We start from the raw sequence: 21,894 nt of genomic DNA on the forward strand, positions 1-21,894 counted from the left end.
TTCTCCAATTGCCCGGCAGCGTCGACCGGGCGCTGTATCACTGGATGTTCTTTGCCGAGGTAACGACGGCGTGCAGAAAAGACGGCGCGGAGGAGCGGGCCGAAAGCAGCAGGAACGCGTCGTCCTTGTCGCGAAGGACGATGACGCCGAGATGTTCCATGACGGTGCGTGCGACGCCGCCCGTCTTGAATACATCCGGATGCAGGTCGAGCGCACAGATGCGTTCGAGGGCCTCGCGGCTGCGGTCGCCGGAAATACGAAGGATCGCCCAACTGTCGGACTGGTCGGTGTAGTAGCCGTAATCGCCAATCTTTCGGGCGATTGCTTCCGCCGGCCGTTCGTCATCGCGCTGAAACAGGGCGAATACCTGGCCCGGCTGAAGTCCGAGAATGCGGATCTCGCCGGCGGTGGACTCGATTGACGCGCCCACCGGGGGAAATTCGATCCCCCAGGCATCAAGAACCGCGCCGGCGAGTTCGGCCTCGCGGCCATGCGGCGTTGCGATCGAAACGATGGCAAGCCCAGTTACCTCGGCGACCTCGAGCCCGTCGAATTCCTGCCGGAAATCACCGAGCGGCGAATTGGCAACAAGACTAGGCACGCTGACGTTCTCCTTCCGGATCGACGAAATGCGGTGATACGATCCGGACCTCGATGGTCCTGCCTCGCAGCGGATCGGCCGCCTGGATAATCTCGCCCATCCGCTCGTGGCCGCCGGCGATGAACCCAAGGCCGATCGAATGGCCGAGTTCCGGCGAATAGGCGACGGACGTCATCCAGCCCTCGTCATTTTCTGTTGATGCAGGCTTGCCGCGGCTGACGAAATGGGCGCCGGCCGACAGTTGATCGTTGCGCATGACGGGCGCAAAACCCACGAGGGAAAGGCCGTCTTCTCGATTAAGATTAGAACGTTCCGACAATGTGTTGCCGATACAGTCTTTTTTCTTCGAAACCATGCGCCCGAGACCGAGGTCGCGCGCCGTTGTCTGGCCGCACAATTCGGCAGCCACCGGATGGCCCTTTTCGATGCGCAGCACGCTGAGCGCCTCGGTGCCGTAGGGCACGACGCCGAATTCCTCGCCAACCTCCATCAATGCCCGGATCATCGCATCACCGTAGCGCGCCGGCACTGCGATCTCGTAAGCCAGTTCGCCGGAGAAAGAGATACGGAACAGCCGCGCCGGCGTGCCGCCGAATACGCTGACCTCGCCGCAGCCCATGAAGGGGAAGGCCTCGCTGGAAATATCGAACTCAGGATCCACCGCCTTGCGCAGCAAGTCGCGCGAGCGCGGGCCGGCGACGGCGAATTGTGCCCATTGCTCGGTTGCGGAAATCAGGTGCACGTCAAGGCCCGGCCACAGGCATTGGCGGCAGAACTCCATATGGCGGAATACGCTGACCGCATTGGCGGTGGTCGTCGTCATGACGAAGTGGTTTTCGCCGAGGCGGGCGGTGGTGCCGTCATCCATGACGATGCCGTCCTCGCGCAGCATCAGACCGTATCGGACCTTGCCGACGGCAAGCTTGGCAAAACCGTTGGCATAGACCTTGTTGAGGAATTCGGCGGCGTCGCGCCCCTGGATGTCGATCTTGCCGAGCGTCGTCACGTCGCATATGCCGACGGACCCGCGCACTGCGGCGGCCTCGCGGTCGACGCTTTCGCGCCAGCGCGTCTCGCCCGATTGCGGAAACCATTGCGCGCGCAGCCATTGACCGGCTTCAACGAAGACCGCGCCGCGCTCCTCGGCCCATTTGTGGCTTGTCGTCAGCCGGGTGGGGCGGAATTCCTTGCCGCGCGCACGGCCCGCGAAGGCGCCGATCGGCACCGGTGTGTAGGGCGGCCGGAAGATCGTCGTCCCGGTTTCCGGGATCGTCCGGCCGGTGCATTCGGCCATGACGGACAAACCCAGGAGATTGGCCGTCTTTCCCTGGTCGGTCGCCATGCCGAGCGTGGTGTAGCGCTTGAGATGCTCGACCGAGCGGAAGCCTTCCTGGTGCGCGAGTTTGACGTCCTTGGCGGTCACATCGTTCTGAAGGTCGATCCAGGCGCGCGGACCGTCGTTCTTCACATGGAAGAATGCGCTCGCTTCAACAGCCTCGTCCTCGGCGGCGGGCGGCGTCTTCGCGACGGTACTGAAACCGAGTTCCCCGGCTGCCGCACTGGCCTGTTCGTGCCCCTCGCGCAGGGCTGCTGCCAGTGTCAGGGAACCGTTCGCGGCACCTGCGACGCGCATGCCGTCGGGCAGGTCCGGGCCCGGTGCGAAACCGGCAATGTCGTCCCGCCACACCGGCCTTCCACGCTGATGGCAAGTCAGGTGCACGTTGGGGCTCCAGCCGCCGGAGACGGCGAGGCAGTCGCATTCGACCGTAGAACCGTTGGAAAGCGCAACGCCCTTGAGGCCGTGCCGGCCTTTCGTATCGACAACGCTGGTGCCCATGGAGACCGCAGCGCCTGCGGGCGCGGCAAGCGACGCGCGTTCGCGTGTGTCGACGATGGCGGCGATCTCGGCGCCTTGGGCCGCAAGGTCCGAGGCCGTACGCCAGCCGTCATCATTGTTGGTGAAGACGGCGACACGCCGGCCCGGCAGGGCCGCCCAGCGGTTGGCGTAGGCGCGCACGCTGCCGGCCAGCATGATGCCCGGCCGGTCGTTGTTGCCGAAGGCGATGGAACGCTCTGTGGCCCCGGCGCACAGGATCGCGCGCCTGGAATAGATGCGCCACAGGACCTGCCGGGGTTTGCCGCCGCCGTCGGCCAGATGGTCCGTTTTTCGTTCAATGGCACCGTAGATGCCGTGGTCGTAGGCGCCGTACACCGTGGTGCGCGGCATCAGCCGGACATTGTCCATCGAGGAGAGTTCCGCGACCGTCGCTTGCGCCCAGTCGGCGCCGCTGTCGCCGGAGATCTCCAGCGTCTCTGCGTTGAGCCGGCCGCCGAGGCGAAAGTCCTCGTCGGCGAGGATGACCCGAGCGCCGGAACGCGCCGCGGTCAGGGCAGCGGAAAGACCCGCCGGCCCGGCGCCGATGATGAGCAAGTCGCAGTGCAGGAAGCCCTTGTCGTAGGCGTCCGGGTCCTCCTGCATCGACAGCCGCCCGAGCCCGGCAGACGCGCGGATGATCGGCTCGTACAGTTTTTCCCAGAACGCCTTCGGCCACATGAAGGTCTTGTAGTAGAAACCGGCGGTCAGGAACGGCGACAGATAGTCGTTGACCGCCAAGAGATCGTAGCGCAACGGGCCGCGATGGTTCTGGCTGTTTGCCGCGAGACCGTCAAACAGCTCGGTGACGGTGGCACGGGTATTCGGCTCGCGATGGGCATCGCGGCGCAGTTCGACCAGGGCGTTCGGCTCCTCCGAGCCGGCTGAGAAGATGCCGCGCGGGCGGTGGTACTTGAACGATCTTCCGACAAGCCTGACCCCGTTGGCGATCAGCGCGGAGGCGAGCGTGTCGCCCGGGTGGCCTTCAAGGCGCGAGCCGTTAAAGGTGAAGCGGAGCGTCTTCGAACGGTCGATGTGTCCGCCTTGCGTGCGATTGGACTGACTCATCGGCCGCGTCCTCTTTGCATGGCAACGTCCCTTGCCAGTTCAACGCCGGTTATCTCGTGGGTCAGCGTGTTGCGCGTGACGACCAGCCAGGACCGGTCGCCCTGTTCGTGGAACCACAGTTCCCGGTGTTCGCCCGCAGGGTTGTCGCGCAGATAGAGATAATCGTGGAACTGCTGCTGCGCGTCCTCGGCCTGCCAGTCCGGCCGATCGATGAGCGACGCGTCGCCGAGATAGGTGAATTCGGATGCATCGCGCGGGCCTAGGAGAGGGTGGTTGATGATCATGGGCGCGTCCTCAGTGAAGGTTCGGCTGGGCGCCGACGCCCTTTTCGTCAATCATGCCGCCGCTGATGAAGCGGTCGAGGCGGTACTCCGTGGCGGTCGGATGCGGTTCGTCCTTGGCCAGGAGGTGCGCGTAGCAGAAGCCCGATGCCGGCGTTGCCTTGAAGCCGCCGTAGCACCAGCCGCCGTTGAAATAGAGTCCTGCGATATGGGTGCGGTCGATAAAGGGCGATCCGTCCATGGACATGTCCATGACACCGCCCCATGCCCGCAACAGGCGGGCGCGGCCGATCATCGGCATAATGGCCATTCCGCCCTCGCAGACATCCTCGACCACCGGCAGATTGCCGCGCTGGGCATAGGTGTTGTAGCCGTCGATGTCGCCGCCGAAGACAAGGCCGCCCTTGTCGGATTGGGATACGTAAAAATGTCCGGCACCGAAGGTGATCACGCCGGGAATGACCGGTTTGAGGCCCTCGGACACGAAGGCCTGAAGCACATGGCTTTCTATCGGCAGGCGCATGCCGGCCTTGGCCATGACGCGGCCGGATGAACCTGCGACGCAAACGGCGGTCTTTTTTGCCTCGATCGTGCCACGCGTGGTCTCAACGCCGCTGCAGACGCCGTCTTCGATCAGGAAGCCGGTGACCTCGCAATTCTGGATGATGTCGACGCCGCGAATGTCGGCGCCCCGCGCGTATCCCCAGGCCACGGCGTCGTGGCGAACGGTGCCACCCCGCGGCTGCCACAATCCGCCCTTGATCGGAAAGCGCGCATTGTCGAAATCGAGGAACGGACACTGCTTTTCGAGGCCGGCGCGGTCGAGCAGGACTGCGTCGGCGCCGGCCATGATCATGGCGTTGCCGCGCCGCGCAAAGGCGTCGCGCTGCGGGTCCGAGTGGTAGAGGTTGATTATGCCGCGCTGGGAGACCATGGCATTGTAGTTGAAATCCTGTTCCAGATCCTCCCAGAGTTTCATGGAGAGCTCGTAGAACGGTTCGTTGCCGGGCAGCATGTAGTTGGAGCGGATGATCGTCGTGTTGCGGCCGACATTACCGGATCCGAGCCAGCCTTTTTCCAGCACCGCGATGTTTGTCAGACCGAATTCACGGGCGAGATAATAGGCTGTGGACAATCCGTGGCCGCCGCCGCCGACAATGATGATGTCGTAGGAACTCTTGGGTTCCGGCTCGCGCCAGACGGGCTGCCAGCCGCGATTGCCTGTCAGCCCCTCCCACAACACCTTGAACCCGGAATATCGCATACGGTTGTTTCCTCCCCCGTCGCCGGGCGTATGATCGAGCGGGGCAAAGCAATTGACTTTCTGGAATTAGTCGTATTTTTTCGAAAAATGGACATATCCACGACCCGAAACAAGCCGTTCCGTGTCGGCTTCCTGTTGATCGACGGTTTTGCGCTGATGTCCTATTCAGCCGCGGTCGAGCCGTTGCGGGCGGCCAATCTGCTGGCCGACAGGGAACTCTACGCGGTCGAGCATCTGCCGGTGGTCGGCGGCCAATCGGTCGCCTCCAGCGGCGCCATCGTCAAGGCGACCGCGCATCTCGGAGAGCGCGTCGATTTCGATCTGCTGCTGGTTGTGGCCGGCGGCGATCCGATGCGTTTTTTCGAGCCGCGCGTTTTCCAGTGGCTACGCCACCTTTCGCGTCGCGGCGTGCTGATCGGCGGCGTTTCAGGCGGACCGGTCATCCTGGCGCGCGCCGGCATCATGGACGGGCGGCGCATGACGGTTCACTGGGAGCATGCCCCGGCGCTGGCGGAATTCGAGCCGTCTCTCCTGCTGGAGCGCAACATCTATGTCATCGACCGCGACCGCCTGACCTGCGCGGGAGCGACGGCGGCGCTCGACATGATGCACGCGCTGATTACCGCCCATCACGGCGCGGACTTCGCGACCCGGGTCAGCGACTGGTTCGTGCACACCGAAATCAGACCCGCGGGATGGCCGCAGCGGGCAGGCCCGGTTCAGCGCTACGGCACCTCAAGCCCGCTTGTGTTGCAGGCGATCGAGCTCATGGAAAACCACATGGCCGACCCCCTTGCTCTCGATCAGATCGCGCAACTGGTGGGCCTCAGCGCACGGCAGCTCAACCGTCTCTTCCGTTCACAGCTCGGACGCAGCACGATGGGGTTTTACCGGGACCTGCGGCTGGACATGGCGGACAACCTTCTAAGGCAGTCGGCCCTCGGCGTTACCGAGATCGCACTGGCGTCCGGCTTTGCGAATTCGGCGCATTTTTCCGATAGCTACCGCCGGCGATTTGGCCGTGCCCCCTCCGCCGGGCGGAGGCCGGAGGGGAGCCGGGCGCTCTAGCCCCTGCCGACATAGGGCATGGCGGTCGCCATCACCGTCATGAACTGAACATTCGCATCGAGCGGCAACTCCGCCATGTGCAGGACCGAGGAAGCGACGTTATCGACATCCATCGTCGCTTCCGGACGGACGGAGCCGTCCGCCTGTGGAACGCCCTTTGTCATCGGCTGTGCCATCTCGGTCAGCGCATTACCGATATCGATCTGCCCACAGGCGATGTTGAACGGCCGGCCGTCCAGGGACAGCGTGCGTGTGAGGCCGGTGATGGCGTGTTTGGTCGCCGTGTAGGGCACCGAGCCCGGTCGCGGCACGTAGGCCGATACGGACCCGTTGTTGATGATGCGTCCGCCTTGAGGCGACTGCTGGCGCATGATCCGGAACGCCTGCCGCGCGCACAGAAATGCGCCGGTCAGATTGACGTCGACCGTCTCGAGCCAGTCCTCGACCGGAATCTCGTCGATCGGGCGGCCAGGTTTGGCGATGCCGGCATTATTGAACAGCACATCGATCCTGCCCCATTTGTCGAAGGCCCTTTGGAATATGTCCTCGACCTGCTGCGGGTCGGTCACATCGCCGGGCAGGGGCAGTGCGTCCGCGTGCCCGTCCGCGACGTCCTTCAGCGGAGCGATCCGCCGGCCGACCAGCCCGACGCGGTAGCCGTTGCGGATGAAGGTTTCGGCGCAGCTCTTGCCGATTCCCGAGCCGGCACCGGTGATGATGATCGACCTTTTTGCTTCGCTCATTGCGGGCGTTTCCTTTCGATTCCAGGTTTGCCGTCGCGCGGCGTCATTGATGGTTTCGCCTGCCGGCCGAAATCAGCACGTCACGTATTTCGGTCATCGATGAGCGGGTTGGGCTTTGCCAGGGTCGCCAGGGCTTCGACGTCGTCGAGGCTGATCCTGTTGCCGTCGACGACGACACCGTAAGGTTTGAGCGTATTGAATGCCCGCGAGAGGTTCTCCGGCGTCATGCCGAGCAGCGAGGCAAGGGTGCGCTTGTCGTGCGGAAGCTCGAGCATGCCGCTCTCGCCCTGGTCGACGTGATAGCGCAGGAGACGGTTCGCCAGCCGCTCGACCGCGGTCCGCAGCTTCAAGTCCTTGTGCTCCTTGACGACCGTCCTGTAGCAGCTCGCCAGCTCCACCACGATGGCGCGGGCGAAGGCCTCGTCGCGCTGGAAGACCTCGCGGATATTCTCCGACGGCACCATCAGCACCTTCGAACGCCGGCACGTGCGCGCCGACATCAGGTAGACGGCGTCCTTGAGCACCGCCGCCAGTATGAACGTGCCGACGGGATGGACCATGCCCATGGTCGATTCACGCCCGTTCGTGCGCGCGAACAGCTCCACGCAGCCCTCGATGACGACATAGAGGAAATCCGCCGGATCGCCTTCCGCAATCAGTTCGAGCTGCGACGGAAAGGTCTGCAGATAGGCCGCCTGCATCAGCGTGTCGAAATTCGAGTCGCCCATGCTCTTGAAGAGTTCCAGCGAGCGGACCTGCGGCAGGTCGGATGAACGCACGAAATGATCCTTAATATTTATCAAGAGTTCGATTGACGTAATTAGCAGTCTGTCTCGGTAACCGCAATCGGCTTCATTGACCTGTTTTTTCGGCCGGCTTGCCGCCTGCACCCACCGTTCTTGTTTCTTCGGCCGGCGTTCAAGGCGTTGACTTAGATCAATTCCAGAAAGCCATGGCGGCGGGATTTTGGTGCCATAACCATCAGGAACGGGTCTTCCGCTCCGCATCATGGGGGTCGATTCCATGCATTCGCTGCACGATGTCAGCCGCTCGGAACAGTACAGGGCACTGGGGCTGAGCACATTCGCATTCACCGTTTGCTTCGCCGTATGGACCATCTTTTCCATCATCGGCGTCAAAATCAAAGGCGAACTGGGCCTGTCGGACACGCAGTTCGGCCTGCTGGTCGCGACGCCTGTCCTGACCGGTTCCGTCAGCCGCATTTTCCTGGGCGTTTGGACCGAGCAGTTCGGCGGACGCATCATGTTTCCACTGCAGATGCTGATCACGGCGGTTTGCGTTTGGCTGCTGACTTCGGTCCGCAGTTATGAAGTCTTCCTCCTTGCGGCACTGGGGCTGGGACTTGCCGGCGGATCCTTCATCGTCGGCGTCGCCTATGTCTCGCAGTGGTTCGAGAAGGAACGGCAGGGCACCGCGCTCGGCATCTTTGGCGCCGGCAATGTCGGAGCGGCAGTGACCAACTTTGCCGCGCCCTTCCTGGTCGTGGCACTCGGCTGGGAGGGAACCGCCCGGGTCTACGCCATTGTGTTGGCGATTACCGCGGTGCTCTTCTACATCCTTGCCAAGGACGATCCGGCGCAGGCGGAGCGCAAGCGCACCGGCGCCAAGGCGGTATCGGCTGCCGAACAGCTGGCGCCGCTGAAAAACATCCAGGTCTGGCGTTTCGCCACCTACTATTTCTTCGTGTTCGGCGCCTTCGTCGCGCTCGCCTCCTTCCTGCCGCGCTACTATGTCGGGGCCTACGGGCTGGAGCTGACGACGGCCGGCGTGTTCGCCGGGCTCTACTCGCTTCCCGGATCCGTCTTCCGTGCGCTCGGCGGATGGATGTCGGACAAGTGGGGCGCGCGCTTCGTCATGTACCTGACTTTCTTCGTGTCGCTCGCCTGCCTTTTCGTCATGAGCTACCCGCAGACTTCCTATACGGTCCAGGGCATCGCGGGCGAGATCAGCTTCGACTTCGGCGTCGGCATCACCTTCTTCGTGATCCTCACCGTCATCCTCGGTTTCGTCATGAGCCTTGGCAAGGCGGCGGTCTACAAGCACATCCCGGTCTACTATCCGCACCATGTCGGCGCTGTCGGCGGCCTGGTCGGCATGATCGGCGGCCTCGGCGGTTTCTTCCTGCCGATCGCCTTCGGCATCCTGCTTGATTTCACCGGCGTGTGGACCGCGCCTTACATGCTCATGTTCGTGCTCGTCGCCGTATCGACCGTCTGGATGCATGTCGCCATCCGGCGGATGGAAAAACGCCGTCACCCGGCTCTCGGTGCCGAGAAGTACCTGTCCGACGTGCCGGACCGGCCGCTCGAGGCGCCGCAGGCGGAAGGTGTCGAACCACCCAAGGACAGGGCCGCGTCCACGGCCTGATCATCAAGGGGGAGGGCGGTCGCGCCCTCCCTGCAAGACCCGCGTGGCGGGACGGAAGAACAATCGGGCGCGCGGCGCCAGCGTCTTAAGGAGAGCGACGTGGGACAAGACCTTCGTAACTGGAACCCGGAAGATGAAGCGTTCTGGAAAAGCGACGGCAAGGCCATCGCCAACAGGAACCTCTGGATTTCCATCCCCAGCCTTTTGTGCGGCTTTGCCGTCTGGCTCTACTGGGGGATCATCACCGTTCAGATGCTCAATCTGGGCTTCCCGTTCGAAAAATCCGAGCTCTTCACGCTGGCGGCGATCGCCGGCCTGACCGGCGCGACGCTGCGCATCCCGAGCACCTTCTTCATCCGCATCGCCGGCGGGCGCAACACCATCTTCTTCACGACCGCGCTGCTGATGATCCCGGCGGCCGGCACCGGCCTTGCACTGCAGGATCCGAACACGCCGCTGTGGCAGTTCCAGATCCTCGCCTTCCTGTCCGGCATCGGCGGCGGCAACTTCGCCTCGTCCATGTCCAATATCAGCTTCTTCTTCCCCAAGCGCATGCAGGGCTATTCGCTCGGCATGAATGCGGGTCTTGGCAATTTCGGCGTCACCACCATGCAGATCCTGGTGCCGCTGGCCATGACCATGGGCATTTTCGGCGGCGAGGGCCTGGTGCTGGAAAACACCTCCGGCACGCTGATCGGCAAGATACCGGCCGGCACCGTCACCTATATCCAGAACGCCGGCTTCATCTGGCTGGTCTTCCTGATCCCGCTCGCTTTCGCCGGCTGGTTCGGCATGAACAATATCCGCGACGAGCACGTGTCGCCCGATATCGGCAACCCGTTCAGTGCCTTCGCCATTATCGTCTTCATGCTGGTGATCGGCCTGTTCACGGCGGCCTGCGGACTGTGGCTGATGCTGCCGCAAGATGTCGGTGGATCGGGTTTCGACGTCAGCAAGTGGATTGTCCTGCCGATTGTCATCGCCGCGACCGTCTTCCTGTTGAGGATGATCCCGGGTGAGGTGGGCAAGAATCTCGAGCACCAGTACCGGATCTTCGGCAACAAGCACACCTGGGCGATGACCGTCATCTATACGATGACTTTCGGATCGTTCATCGGCTACTCGGCGGCCTTCGCGCTGGCCATCAAGGTGATCTTCGGCTTCCAGCACGTGATGGTCGACGGGGTGATGACCCATGACACGGTCAATCCCAACGGCCCGAGTGCGCTCATGTATGCCTGGATGGGGCCGTTCATCGGCGCGCTGATCCGGCCCATCGGCGGATCCATCTCCGACAAGATCGGCGGCGCGAAGGTCACGCAGATCATCTCGGTCGTCATGGTCGCCAGCGCGCTCGGCGTCGCCTACTTCATGCAGCAGGCCTACGCGTCCGCGACACCGGAACAGTACTTCATTCCGTTCCTGATCCTGTTCCTGATCCTGTTCACGGCAACCGGCATCGGCAACGGCTCGACCTTCCGCACCATCGCCGTGGTGTTCGACAAGGAGCAGGCGGGTCCTGTGCTCGGCTGGACCTCGGCGGTCGCCGCCTATGGCGCCTTCATCATCCCCAAGGTGCTCGGCGAACAGATCAAGCTGGCGACGCCCGAGCTGGCGCTCTACGGCTTCGCCGCCTTCTACATGATCTGCATCATAATCAACTGGTGGTTCTACCTGCGCAAGAACGCCTACGTGAAGAACCCCTGAGCTGACGAACCGTCAACCGGCGGGCGCGATAAGGGCGCCCGCCAAGACAGAAACCGGAGAAACCCCATGAGCCATCTCCTTGACCGCCTGAATTTCCTGGCCCCGACGAAAACAGGCACGTTTTCCGATGGCCATGGCGTCACCACCAACGAATCCCGGGACTGGGAAGACAGCTACCGGGCGCGCTGGCAGCACGACAAGATCGTGCGCTCCACCCATGGCGCCAACTGCACCGGATCCTGCTCCTGGAAAATCTATGTAAAGGGCGGCATCGTCACCTGGGAAACCCAGCAGACGGACTATCCGCGTACCCGGCCGGACCTTCCCAACCATGAGCCGCGCGGCTGTTCGCGCGGTGCCAGCTACAGCTGGTACATGTATTCGGCCAACCGCGTGAAGCATCCGCTGATCCGCTCCAGGCTGCTGAAGCTGTGGCGCAGGGAACGGACGCTGAAGACACCGGTCGGCGCCTGGGCGGCGATCCAGGAGGATCCGGCCAAACGCTCAGAATATGTGCGGATGCGCGGGCTCGGCGGTTTCGTGCGCGCCACCTGGGACGAGGTCAACGAGATCATCGCCGCGGCCAACGCCTACACCGCGCGGCGCTGGGGTCCGGATCGCGTGATCGGCTTCTCGCCGATCCCGGCAATGTCGATGGTCTCCTACGCGGCCGGCTCGCGCTACCTGTCGCTGCTTGGCGGCGTGTGCATGTCATTCTACGACTGGTACTGCGATCTGCCGCCGTCATCGCCGATGACCTGGGGCGAACAGACGGACGTTCCGGAATCGGCCGACTGGTACAATTCCGGCTTCCTGATGCTGTGGGGCTCCAACGTTCCGCAGACGCGCACGCCGGATGCCCATTTCTACACGGAGGTCCGCTACAAGGGCGCGAAATCCGTCGTCGTGTCGCCGGACTACTCGGAAGCGGCGAAATTCTCCGACATGTGGCTGCATCCGAAGCAGGGAACCGATGCGGCGCTCGCCATGGCCATGGGCCATGTGATCTTGCGCGAGTTCCACCTCGACCGCCAGGCGGAGTATTTCGAGGACTATTGCCGGCGTTACACCGACATGCCGATGCTTGTGCGTCTCGTCAAGAAAGACGGCAATTACGTACCGGAGCGGCTGGTGCGCGCATCCGACTTCAGGGACGGTCTCGGCGAAGACAACAATCCGGAATGGAAGACGGTCGCCATCGACGAGAAGACCGGCGAGGTCGTCGCGCCGCAAGGCTCGATCGGCTACCGCTGGGGCGAACAGGGCAAGTGGAACCTGGAAGCCAAGGACGGTAAGGGCAGGGATGTCGAGCTCGGCATGAGCCTGATCCTCGACACGGACCATGACCAGATCGCCAATGTTGCGTTCCCCTATTTCGGCAATCGCGAGCATGACCATTTCGAGGGCACCGACCACGACAGCGTCCTCGTGCGCTCGGTCCCGGTCAGGAAACTGAAACTGGCCGAGGGCGAGACGCTGGTCGCCACGGTCTTCGATCTGTTCGTTGCCAATTACGGTCTCGACCGCGGCCTCGAGGACAGCAATTCGGCGAAGAGCTTCGATGATGACCTGCCTTACACGCCGGCCTGGGCGGAGAAGATCACCGGCGTGCCGCGCGAGCAGATCATCACGGTCGCCCGCGAGTTCGCGAAGAACGCGGAAAAGACCAACGGCCGGTCCATGGTCATTCTGGGGGCGGGCCTCAACCACTGGTACCACATGGACATGAACTACCGGGGGATCATCAATCTCCTGGTCATGTGCGGCTGCGTCGGCCAGTCCGGCGGCGGCTGGAGCCACTATGTCGGCCAGGAAAAGCTGCGCCCGCAGACCGGCTGGCTGCCGCTCGCCTTTGCCCTCGACTGGGGCCGGCCGCCGCGGCAGATGAACTCGACCTCGTTCTTCTACGCGCATACCGACCAGTGGCGCTACGAGACGCTCCAGGTCGACGAGATCCTGTCGCCGACGGCGCCGGAGGGCCCGTGGGACGGCACGCTGATCGACTACAATATCCGCGCCGAGCGCATGGGCTGGCTGCCTTCGGCGCCGCAGCTCAAGACCAATCCGCTGGATATCGCGAAAGCGGCCGGCGAGGCCAAGAAGGAAGCCAAGGACTATGTGGCCGAGGAGTTGAAGTCCGGCCGGCTGCACATGTCCTGCGAGGATCCCGACGACGAGGCCAACTGGCCGCGCAACCTTTTCGTCTGGCGCTCCAACCTGCTCGGCTCGTCCGGCAAGGGGCACGAGTATTTCCTCAAGCACCTGCTCGGCACCAGCCATGGTGTCATGGGCAAGGATCTCGGCGACGAGGGCCGCCAGCGGGCGAAGGAAGCCGTCTGGCACGACGAGGCGCCGGAAGGAAAGCTCGACCTGCTGGTCACGCTCGACTTCCGCATGTCGACGACCTGCGTCTATTCCGACATCGTGCTTCCGACGGCCACCTGGTACGAGAAGAACGACCTCAACACGTCCGACATGCACCCGTTCATCCACCCGTTGACCAGCGCGGCCGATCCGGCCTGGGATGCGCGTAGCGACTGGGACATCTTCAAGGGCATTGCCAAGAAGTTCTCCGAGGTCGCGCCGGAGATCCTCGGTGTCGAGAAGGACGTCGTTCTCGTCCCCATCCTGCACGACACGCCGGGCGAGCTCGCACAGCCGCTCGACGTCAAGGACTGGAAGAAGGGCGAGGCGGAGCCGTTACCCGGCAAGACGATGCCGGCGGTGGCCGTCGTCGAACGGGATTACCCCAATCTCTACAACCGCTTCACCGCGCTTGGTCCGCTGATGGACAAGCTCGGAAACGGCGGCAAGGGCATATCCTGGAACACCGAGCACGAGGTCGACCTGCTCGGCCGTCTCAACGGTGTCGTCAACGAGGACGGCCCGACAAAGGGCCGGCCGAGGATCGAGACCGATATCGACGCGACGGAAGTGATCCTGTCGCTGGCGCCGGAGACCAACGGCGAGGTGGCGGTCAAGGCCTGGGAGGCGCTGTCGAAGAACACCGGCCGCGACCACACCCATCTCGCCGTTCCGAAGGAAGACGAGAAGATCCGCTTCCGCGACGTCGTCTCGCAGCCGCGCAAGATCATCTCGTCGCCGACCTGGTCGGGGCTGGAATCGGAGAAGGTCTGCTACAATGCCGGCTACACCAATGTCCACGAACTGATCCCGTGGCGCACCATCACCGGCCGCCAGCAGCTCTACCAGGACCATCTGTGGATGCGGGCCTTCGGCGAGGCGTTCTGCCTTTATCGTCCGCCCATCGACACCAAGACGATCAATCCGGTGATCGAGGCGAAATCCTCGGGTCGGCCGCAAGTGGTGCTCAACTTCATCACGCCGCACCAGAAATGGGGCATCCATTCGACCTATTCGGACAATCAGATGATGCTGACGCTCAATCGCGGCGGCCCGGTCGTCTGGATTTCCGAGGTCGACGCGAAGAAGGCCGGGCTCGTCGACAATGACTGGGTGGAGGTGTTCAACGTCAACGGCGCCATCGTCGCCCGGGCGGTGGTCTCGCAGCGCATGAAGGAGGGAACCATCTTCATGTACCACGCCCAGGAGAAGATCGTGAACACGCCGGGCTCGCAGCTTACCGGGCAGCGCGGCGGCATCCACAATTCCGTCACGCGGGCGATCACCAAGCCGACCCACATGATCGGCGGTTACGCCCAGCAGTCCTACGGCTTCAACTACTACGGCACGGTCGGCTCCAACCGCGACGAGTTCGTCGTCGTGCACAAGCTCGACAAGGTCGACTGGATGGAAGGCCCATACAAGGGTCCGGTCTCACCGAATACGGAGGCGGCAGAATGAAGATCCGCGCACAAATCGGCATGGTGTTGAACCTCGACAAATGCATCGGGTGCCACACCTGCTCAGTCACCTGCAAGAACGTCTGGACGAACCGCGAGGGCGTCGAATACGCCTGGTTCAACAATGTCGAGACCAAGCCCGGCGTCGGCTATCCCAAGGAGTGGGAGAACCAGAAGAAATGGAACGGCGGCTGGGAACGCAAGCCCAACGGCAAGATCCAGCCGAAGATGGGCGCCAAGTGGCGCATCCTCGCCAAGATCTTCGCCAATCCGGACCTGCCCGAGATCGACGACTACTACGAGCCATTCGACTTCGACTACGGCCATCTGCAGACCGCCGGCGAAAGCCAGACCATGCCGACGGCACGGCCGCGCTCCATGGTCAGCGGCGAGCGCATGGAGAAAATCCACTGGGGTCCGAACTGGGAAGAGATCCTCGGCGGCGAATTCTCCAAGCGGTCGAAGGACTACAATTTCGAGGGCGTCGAGAAGGAGATCTACGGCGAGTTCGAAAACACCTTCATGATGTACCTGCCGCGGCTGTGCGAGCACTGCCTCAACCCGGCCTGCGTCGCGGCGTGCCCGTCCGGCGCGATCTACAAGCGCGAGGATGACGGCATTGTCCTGATCGACCAGGAAAAGTGCCGCGGCTGGCGCATGTGCGTCTCGGGCTGCCCCTACAAGAAGATCTACTACAACTGGTCTTCGGGCAAATCCGAGAAATGCGTTTTCTGCTATCCGCGCATCGAGAGCGGCCAGCCGACGGTGTGTTCGGAGACCTGCGTCGGGCGCATCCGCTATCTCGGCGTGGTTCTGTATGATGCCGATCAGATTTCCGAGGCAGCCTCGGCTTTCGACGAGCGGGATCTCTACGAAGAGCAACTGAAGGTCTTCCTCGATCCGAACGATCCGAAGGTCATCGAACAGGCAAAGAAGGACGGCGTTCCCGACGACTGGCTGGAAGCCGCGAAAAAGTCACCGGTCTACAAGATGGCGATGGACTGGAAGGTGGCGTTCCCGCTGCATCCTGAATACCGGACACTGCCGATGGTCTGGTACATTCCGCCGCTCTCGCCGCTGCAGGCGGCCGCCGAAGCCGGCAAGATCGGCGTCGACGGCGATATGCCCGACGTCAAGTCGCTGCGTATTCCGGTCCGCTACCTCGCCAACCTTTTGACCGCCGGCAAGGAGGCGCCGGTCGTATCGGCACTCGAGCGCATGCTTGCCATGCGCGCCTACATGCGGGCCAAGACCATCGACGGGGTCATCGACGAGGTCGTTGCCGAGAAGGTCGGACTGACCGGCGCGATGATCGAGGACATGTACCAGATCATGGCCATCGCCAATTACGAGGACCGCTTCGTCATTCCGACGACCCATCGCGAGATCAGCGAAGACGCCTATGACGTGCGCGGCTCCTGCGGCTTTACCTTCGGCAACGGTTGTTCGGGCGGAACGTCCGAGACCGATCTGTTCGGCGCCAAGCGCACGCGCACCACGCAGACGCCGACGGATCTCTTCAAGGAGAAGGTCTGATGAACAGGACACTGAAAGTCATATCACTGCTGCTTTCCTACCCGACGCAGGAACTTGCGGATGCAATCCCCGAGCTCAAGGCGGCGATCGAAGGTGACGACGGTCTCGGGGAGCGCGAGACGCTGCTCCTGAACCGGCTTTGCGACGATATCGCGGAGCGCGATCTCTATGATCTGCAAGAGCGCTACGTCCATCTTTTCGACCGGACACGCACCCTGTCGCTGCACCTGTTCGAGCACGTGCACGGCGAGAGCCGCGACCGTGGCGGCGCCATGGTCGACCTGATGGAGATGTACGGCAAGGCCGGTTTCGACATCGGCGTGAAGGAACTGCCGGACTATCTGCCGCTGTTCCTCGAATTCCTGTCGACCAAGCCGGCGCCAGAGGCTGCCGAACTCCTCGGACAGACGGTGCATATCCTTGCGGCGCTCCGGGAACGGCTGAAAAAGCGCAAGTCGATCTACGCCAACGCGTTCGCGGCGCTGGAGCTGATCGCGGCGGGAAAGCCGGACCGGGCGCTCTTGAAGGATCTCCTTGACGAGCCGCTCGACGATCCGGACGACCTGGAGGCCCTCGACCGCGTCTGGGAAGAGGAAGTCGTCACCTTCGGCGGCAATGCCGGCGAGAATGCCTGCGGTCCCGACCGGCTGCGCACGCAGATGCGCGCCGCGGCCCGCAAGGCACCCGACCCATCACACGCAAACAGCGCCTAGGAGGACAGGACGATGTCCGGCTATATCAACACGCTCGTTTTCGGAATCTACCCCTATATCGCCCTTGCCGTTCTGGTCCTGGGCACCATCATCCGCTACGACCGGGAGCCCTATACGTGGCGGTCCGGCTCCAGCCAGCTCCTGCGACGAAAGCAGCTGATATGGGGCTCCGTGCTGTTCCATGTCGGCGTTCTCGTGATCTTCTTTGGTCACCTGATCGGGCTCTTGACGCCGATCGCCGTATTCGACGCCATCGGCATCAGCCATACCGCCAAGCAATTGCTGGCGATAATTGCCGGCGGCATCGCCGGTGTCATGGCGATCGTCGGCGCGACGATGCTCATCCACCGCCGGCTGTTCGATGCGCGGGTGCGTGCGGCATCGAGCAATTCCGATACGGCGATCATCATCCTGTTGTGGATCCAGCTGCTGCTCGGGCTGATGACCATCCCGGTTTCGCTGGGGCATCTCGACGGCCACGAGATGGTGCGCTTCATGACCTGGGCGCAAGGCATCTTCACCTTCAATCCCGATGCCGCATCGTATGTCGCCGGCGCGTCCTGGGTGTTCAAGGCGCACCTGTTCCTGGGGCTCACCATCTTTCTCCTGTTCCCGTTTACCCGCCTCGTTCACATGCTGAGCGTGCCCGTACGCTATCTCTGGCGGCCGGGTTACCAGGTGGTGCGCGAGCGCAACCGGCGCGAGGCGCCGAACCGGATACCGGCGGAGTAGAAAATGGCGACCCTCTACAAGAATCCCACGATCGAGCCGGCCGCGGTCGCGCCGCGGCCGGACGGCCAGGGCTACACGACCTATCAGGAACCGGACACGGCTATCCCGCCGAAGGCGCGCCCGGTGAGGGGTGAAATCAGCGTCAACGGCGTGGCCATCGACGAGGCCGAGCTGCTGGCCGAAGCCCAGAACCACCCGGCGGACAATCCCGGCGGCGCGCTGGCCGAGGCAGCCCGCGCCCTCGTTGTGCGCGAACTGCTCTGGCAGGAGGCGCAGCGCCTTGGCATCGCCGCGCAGCCGGCCAGCGACGGCGCGGGGCGCACCGAAACCGAGCGGGATGCCGCCATTCGCGCGCTGATCGACCGGGAGGTGGATGTGCCTTCGGCGGGCACGGCGGAGTGCCGGCGCTTCTATGACCAGAACCCGGACCGGTTCTCGTCGCAGCCGATTGTCGAGGCGCGGCATATCCTTCTTGCCGCGCAGCCGGAGGACGCGGCGGCGCGAAAAACGGCATCGGCGCTGGCGCGGCGGCTTTGCGGCCATCTCGCCGAGCATCCGGAGGACTTTGCCGGCCTGGTACTGGAACACTCGGCCTGCCCGTCGCGGGAGCAGGGCGGCAATCTCGGGCAGTTGACGCGCGGTAGCACCGTGCCGGAGTTCGAGCGGGCCATCGCGTCGATGCAGCCGGGGGCGATATCGCCGGTGCCCGTTGAAAGCCGGTTCGGCTTCCACATCGTGGCGGTCGGCCGCAAGGAGCCGGGCGAGTTGCTGCCCTTCGAACTGGTGCACGAGCGCATCGCCGTCTGGCTGGAGGCCGCCGCCTGGTCGAAGGCCGTCTCGCAATACATCGCCATTCTGGCCGGCGACGCCGATATAAAGGGTATCAACCTGAAGGCCGGTGAGGGGCCCCTGGTGCAGTAGGAAACGGGCATGGACCGGCTGCAGGAAGCACGCACCATGGCGATTTCGGCGCTGCGCGAGCCGCCGCCGGCCGTCCAGCTCCTGTCGCCGCTCGACTACATTCTTTCCGACCATTTCCGGCAGCGCACCCTGTGCGCGGTGCTCGACAAAATGGCCGAAGCAGCGGGGTTCGACCGCGAACTCATCGAGGCCGTGCTCGATTTCCTGAAATCCGAGTTCGGCCTGCATGTCATCGACGAGGAGGAGGACCTGTTTCCGCTGATGCGCCGCCGTGCCATGTCCGAGGACGCCATTGACGAAGTGCTCGGGGAGCTGAGCCTTGAACATGCATCTGACCGTGTCGACGCTGACCGGATCGTTGAAGGGCTGGCCGGGGCGCTTGAGGCGAATGGCGCAGGATTTCCCGCGCCGCAATTCGCACGGCTCCTGAAACGCTTCGCGGCCAAAGAACGGCGGCATCTTATCGTCGAAAATGCTATTATCATGCCCCTCGCAAGGGCGCGCCTGACGGATGACGACCTGCGCAATCTCGGTCGCCGCATGGCGGCGCGCCGCGGCATCGACTATCCGGAGAAGAAACATGCTGTCTGACCTGCTCGATCACAACATCCAATGGGCCACCGAAAAACGGCGTCAGGACCCGGACTATTTCAGCCGGCTTTCGGCCCTGCAGCGCCCGGATTACCTGTGGATCGGCTGTTCCGACAGCCGCGTGCCGGCCAATGTGATCACCGGGCTGGAACCCGGCGAGGTGTTCGTACACCGCAATGTCGCGAATCTTGTGCACCGGGGCGACATAAACCTCTTGTCAGTTCTTGAATATGCCGTGGAAAGCCTTGAAATCAAACATATAATCGTGTGTGGGCACTATGGATGCGGCGGCGTGCGCGCGGCGATGGACGGCCACCGGCACGGCCTGATCGATCACTGGCTGCAACCGATCAGGGATACCGCCGACCGGAGGGCTGGGGAACTTGAAAAGGTCGGCGACCCCGAAACGCGGCTCAACCGGCTCTGCGAGATGAGCATCGCGGCGCAGGTGGAAAGCCTGTCAAGGACGCCGATCATCCGTTCGGCCTGGAGCCGGGGAAAGGACCTTGCCATCCACGGCTGGGTCTACGGCCTCAGCGACGGCCTGCTGCGCGACCTGGAATGCGGGTGCGACGGGCTTGCCGGCCCGCGGGCCGAAGTTGAGGGCAAGTGGGTCGGTCAGGGACATGCCTGATCCGGTCTTGGCAGGCGCCCGGTCCGGCGACATATTGGCCACTATGCCGCTGCGCCCGAATGTGCAAGGTATTGTGAGAAAACGGAGTTCCGGATGACCAGCCAAACCGCGCACCGCCTTGCGGCGATCCGCTTCGGCAAGGACTTTCACGTGGACGGCGTGTTTGACGCGGCGATCGCCGCGCTGCGCGCCGACGGCGTTCGCGTCGCCGGTTTCGTTCAGCGGGAGACGGTGGACCCGACAAGCTGCTGCGACATCACCTATCTAGAGGACGTGACCACGGGAGACCGGCACCGGATCTCGCAGGCGCTGGGCGCCGGCTCGCGCGGCTGCAAGCTCGATCCGCAGGCGCTGGCCGGCGTTTGCGGCGACCTCATCGGAACGCTCGACAGGAGTGTCGATCTCCTCGTCCTCAACCGTTTCGGCAAGGGCGAATCCGACGGCCACGGCTTCCGGACGGTCATCGAAAAGGCGCTTGATCTCGGCATTCCCGTGCTGACCGCCGTGCGCGACACCTATGCGCCGGCCTTCGAGGAATTCGCCGGCGATCTGGCTTTACTGCTGCCGGCGGAGGCTGATGCGGTCGCCGAATGGGGCAGGGCAGCGGCAGACGGGCGCCCGGAACGCAGCACCGCCGCCTGACCCAGCAGGAAGTCTCTCGCCTCGACGGCGCTTTCCTCGGGCCGTTCGACATGCAGCATGTGCCCCATGTGCTCGAAGATCTTCAGCTTCGAGCCGGAAACATCTCCCGCGATTCGCCGGCCGGCTTCAAGCGGCACGATCCTGTCCTGGCGGCCCCAGAGGAAAAGCGACGGCAATGCGAGCGCGTTCAGTCCTGTGACGTCCCGATGGTGTGCCATGTCGTTCATGACGAGGGACAGCATTGCGCCGCGATTGGGCGCATAGCGCAGCAGTCGAAACTGCCGGTCGATCGCGGCATCGGACAGGGCCGATCTTTCGAAAAAGAAATTCTTGTGCTGAAACGCGCCGAAAAGCGGCCGGCTCCAGAAGTTGCGCAACGCCCTTTTGCCAAGCGGACCCAGCGCAAGCCGAGCAATGGCAGGAGGAACGCTGAGGCCGTCTTCGGCCTTGTAGCCGCCCGGCGCCACCAGAACCATCGCCTTGGCATCGTGCGGGTTGGCGACCACGTAGCGCAACACCGTCTCACCGCCGAATGAATGGCCGGCGATGCAGAAATCCTTCAGGCCGATGGCATCGACAAAATCTTTCAGGGAAACGGCCAGGCGTTCCGTGCTGTAGGTACCGTCAGGGTAGGGGTCCGACAGGCCGTGTCCCGGCAGATCCACAGCAACGAGGCGGAAATCCGCCGCCAGCGTTTTCGCCCAGCCGTCCCATGCGGAAAGGGAATCGCCGCCGCCATGGACGAGAAGGAGCGTCGGTTTTTGACGATCTCCGTGTTCCCGGTAGTTCAGTTTCATCCCGCCCGGCAATCTTGCGCTTGAAAATTCAAACGCTTTGACGGCTTCGTGGGAGAGGCTGCCGGAAAAAAGCCCGAACCATGCGATCAGGAATAAGGCTGCGATGATGCCGAGCAGAAGCAACGTCATGTCCGGCGTCCCGAAAGATGGCCGCGCACCGATGCCGTGAACGACAGGGCAATGGCGACGGCACCGATTACAAACCCGATAAAGGCCTTGGCCGGAATGGAAATCAGAAAATCGGCTGCCATGCACACGCGCATGCCCCACAGGTTCCCTCTCGTCATGAACGCCATCATCGCAACGAAGGCGACCGCGTACCCGATCAGCGTGTAGAGCAATAGGGACGGCGTGATGCTGCCGACCGAGACGGTCCCGGTCGCGAAGGCGATGTAGAAGCCGGTGGCCAGCAGCAATTTCAGAACATAAAGCCCGACAATGATCTTGAGATTGAGCGGCAGCCTGGATTGGGTGAGCGGTTGGGTCATTGTCATTTTCTTCTCCTGCACTG

At 63.4% G+C, this 21,894-nt stretch carries 18 protein-coding genes and 1 pseudogene; 11 read left to right on the forward strand and 8 right to left on the reverse strand.

All coding sequences use genetic code 11. The annotated features are described in order from the left end of the window. Positions 1–37: 37 nt before the first annotated feature. From E4M07_RS02305 to E4M07_RS02320, 4 genes are read right to left on the reverse strand one after another with little or no spacing between them, the layout of a single operon-like run. Entirely contained in the window at positions 38–601 is a 564-nt protein-coding gene (locus E4M07_RS02305) for a sarcosine oxidase subunit gamma family protein (RefSeq protein WP_169054055.1), read from the reverse strand. Further along, a complete protein-coding gene (locus E4M07_RS02310; protein WP_136656666.1) occupies positions 594–3,542 on the reverse strand; it encodes a sarcosine oxidase subunit alpha family protein in 2,949 nt (982 codons plus the stop codon). The genes E4M07_RS02305 and E4M07_RS02310 overlap by 8 nt, the downstream gene beginning before the upstream one ends. Next, on the reverse strand, positions 3,539–3,826 hold the full coding sequence (locus E4M07_RS02315; RefSeq protein WP_136656667.1) for a sarcosine oxidase subunit delta: 288 nt from the start codon (positions 3,824–3,826) through the stop codon (positions 3,539–3,541). The genes E4M07_RS02310 and E4M07_RS02315 overlap by 4 nt, the downstream gene beginning before the upstream one ends. Before the next feature lie 10 nt (positions 3,827–3,836). Further along, positions 3,837–5,087, reverse strand: coding sequence for a sarcosine oxidase subunit beta family protein (locus E4M07_RS02320; protein ID WP_136656668.1), 1,251 nt, complete (start codon positions 5,085–5,087; stop codon positions 3,837–3,839). A gap of 87 nt (positions 5,088–5,174) precedes the next feature. Between E4M07_RS02320 and E4M07_RS02325 the strand changes: the two genes are divergently transcribed. Beyond that, a complete protein-coding gene (locus E4M07_RS02325) occupies positions 5,175–6,155 on the forward strand; it encodes a GlxA family transcriptional regulator (RefSeq protein WP_169054056.1) in 981 nt (326 codons plus the stop codon). Here the strand turns inward: E4M07_RS02325 and E4M07_RS02330 are convergent. Together E4M07_RS02330 and E4M07_RS02335 are read right to left on the reverse strand one after the other, a co-directional pair. Further along, on the reverse strand, positions 6,152–6,898 hold the full coding sequence (locus tag E4M07_RS02330) for an SDR family oxidoreductase (RefSeq protein WP_136656669.1): 747 nt from the start codon (positions 6,896–6,898) through the stop codon (positions 6,152–6,154). The genes E4M07_RS02325 and E4M07_RS02330 overlap by 4 nt on opposite strands. Before the next feature lie 80 nt (positions 6,899–6,978). Next, complete coding sequence (locus E4M07_RS02335) at positions 6,979–7,677, reverse strand: cyclic nucleotide-binding domain-containing protein (RefSeq protein WP_136656670.1); 699 nt, start codon at positions 7,675–7,677, stop codon at positions 6,979–6,981. A gap of 244 nt (positions 7,678–7,921) precedes the next feature. On the opposite strand from E4M07_RS02335, the gene E4M07_RS02340 reads away from it, so the two are divergent. The 10 genes from E4M07_RS02340 (at position 7,922) to E4M07_RS29465 (ending at position 20,586) form a co-directional block, all read left to right on the forward strand. Next, entirely contained in the window at positions 7,922–9,286 is a 1,365-nt protein-coding gene (locus E4M07_RS02340) for a nitrate/nitrite transporter (protein ID WP_136656671.1), read from the forward strand. Between the two features lie 99 nt (positions 9,287–9,385). Then, positions 9,386–10,993 carry an antiporter gene (locus E4M07_RS02345; protein ID WP_136656672.1) on the forward strand — a complete coding sequence of 536 codons (1,608 nt, stop codon included), beginning with the start codon at positions 9,386–9,388 and terminating at the stop codon, positions 10,991–10,993. A gap of 66 nt (positions 10,994–11,059) precedes the next feature. Continuing rightward, a complete protein-coding gene (locus E4M07_RS02350) occupies positions 11,060–14,818 on the forward strand; it encodes a nitrate reductase subunit alpha (RefSeq protein WP_136656673.1) in 3,759 nt (1,252 codons plus the stop codon). Further along, the gene (gene narH, locus E4M07_RS02355) at positions 14,815–16,353 is read left to right on the forward strand and encodes a nitrate reductase subunit beta (RefSeq protein WP_136656674.1); all 1,539 of its coding nucleotides are present in this window, start codon (positions 14,815–14,817) and stop codon (positions 16,351–16,353) included. Before E4M07_RS02350 ends, narH begins: the two co-directional genes overlap by 4 nt. Then, positions 16,353–17,066 carry a nitrate reductase molybdenum cofactor assembly chaperone gene (narJ, locus tag E4M07_RS02360; RefSeq protein WP_136656675.1) on the forward strand — a complete coding sequence of 238 codons (714 nt, stop codon included), beginning with the start codon at positions 16,353–16,355 and terminating at the stop codon, positions 17,064–17,066. The genes narH and narJ overlap by 1 nt, the downstream gene beginning before the upstream one ends. Before the next feature lie 12 nt (positions 17,067–17,078). Then, positions 17,079–17,798 carry a respiratory nitrate reductase subunit gamma gene (gene narI / locus E4M07_RS02365; RefSeq protein WP_136656676.1) on the forward strand — a complete coding sequence of 240 codons (720 nt, stop codon included), beginning with the start codon at positions 17,079–17,081 and terminating at the stop codon, positions 17,796–17,798. Between the two features lie 3 nt (positions 17,799–17,801). After that, the gene (locus tag E4M07_RS02370) at positions 17,802–18,719 is read left to right on the forward strand and encodes a peptidylprolyl isomerase (RefSeq protein WP_136656677.1); all 918 of its coding nucleotides are present in this window, start codon (positions 17,802–17,804) and stop codon (positions 18,717–18,719) included. A gap of 9 nt (positions 18,720–18,728) precedes the next feature. Further along, entirely contained in the window at positions 18,729–19,310 is a 582-nt protein-coding gene (locus E4M07_RS02375) for a hemerythrin domain-containing protein (protein WP_206057158.1), read from the forward strand. Then, positions 19,300–19,944 (forward strand): carbonic anhydrase, encoded by a 645-nt coding sequence (locus tag E4M07_RS02380; protein WP_136656678.1) that lies wholly within the window; start codon positions 19,300–19,302, stop codon positions 19,942–19,944. Before E4M07_RS02375 ends, E4M07_RS02380 begins: the two co-directional genes overlap by 11 nt. Before the next feature lie 93 nt (positions 19,945–20,037). After that, positions 20,038–20,586 carry a DUF2478 domain-containing protein gene (locus E4M07_RS29465; protein WP_136656679.1) on the forward strand — a complete coding sequence of 183 codons (549 nt, stop codon included), beginning with the start codon at positions 20,038–20,040 and terminating at the stop codon, positions 20,584–20,586. Between the two features lie 38 nt (positions 20,587–20,624). On the opposite strand, the pseudogene E4M07_RS02390 reads toward E4M07_RS29465, so the two are convergent. Both E4M07_RS02390 and E4M07_RS02395 read right to left on the reverse strand, forming a co-directional pair. Beyond that, positions 20,625–21,512, reverse strand: a pseudogene (locus E4M07_RS02390) (alpha/beta hydrolase); the annotation flags it as partial. After that, entirely contained in the window at positions 21,509–21,877 is a 369-nt protein-coding gene (locus tag E4M07_RS02395) for a hypothetical protein (protein WP_136656681.1), read from the reverse strand. The pseudogene E4M07_RS02390 and the gene E4M07_RS02395, both read right to left, overlap by 4 nt. Between the last annotated feature and the right edge of the window lie 17 nt (positions 21,878–21,894).

The sequence above is a fragment of the Nitratireductor sp. XY-223 genome, assembly GCF_004959855.1.
In the GTDB taxonomy this organism is placed as follows: Bacteria; Pseudomonadota; Alphaproteobacteria; order Rhizobiales; family Rhizobiaceae; genus Hoeflea_A.